General features: G+C 29.2%; 1 protein-coding gene. It reads right to left on the minus strand.

Annotated elements, in window-relative coordinates; translation table 11 throughout:
* Positions 1-206: 206 nt before the first annotated feature.
* On the minus strand, positions 207-533 hold the full coding sequence (locus OU792_RS18605) for a hypothetical protein (RefSeq protein WP_274671064.1): 327 nt from the start codon (positions 531-533) through the stop codon (positions 207-209).
* Between the last annotated feature and the right edge of the window lie 139 nt (positions 534-672).

Genomic DNA, 672 nt, shown 5'->3' on the forward strand with positions numbered 1-672 from the left:
TTGAATTCATGCCACCTGGCAAGGTTTGGGCTTTCAATAAATAGGATGAGAGCATCAAATATGTAATAAAAATGAATTCTTTTCTCATAACCGATTTATCTAACCAAAAAGAAAAACCTTTTTTAAAATTCGAAAACTGTTTTCGGTATATATGTATAATAAATTTCTTTTTTTAGAAAAAATGCTTTAAAAATAATAAAACGTACTTATTCTTCATGAAAGTATTCCCTTAACCCAAAATCCCCTTTAATCTTCAACCTAAACTTTTTAATTTCTTGAGGAACTTCGTTCCATCCTTTCAGAGGAGTATTGATATTTAATGAATCGGGAATGGGATAATATAAAAGAATTGAAGATAATGACTGTTTATTCTTTCCAAATTCCGCAATAAATCTATCTCCTTTTTTTGCTGAATAATCCCCCTTCCCAGTTGAACCTAAATATTTCTTTCCATTATAATTAAATTCATAAATTATGGAGATCCCTGATGATTTACCTATTTGGGTACCATTAACAATTCCTATTGTATACATCTTTTCAAAAGAATTATAATAGAAATTCCAAAGTATCACACACGAAAAACCTAACAGGATAGACAATAATATTTTATTCCTCTCCCTCATTTTACACCCTCTTTAATCCCTGTACTTAGTGTCAATCGTAATGGATTAT

The organism is Algoriphagus sp. NF (genome assembly GCF_028823735.1).
GTDB classification, from domain to species: Bacteria; Bacteroidota; Bacteroidia; order Cytophagales; family Cyclobacteriaceae; genus Algoriphagus; species Algoriphagus marincola.

What these genes read in the sequence shown, in the direction of transcription:
- OU792_RS18605 (WP_274671064.1), bottom strand. Translation starts at nt 533, where the DNA reads ATGTATACAATAGGAATTGTTAATGGTACCCAAATAGGTAAATCATCA.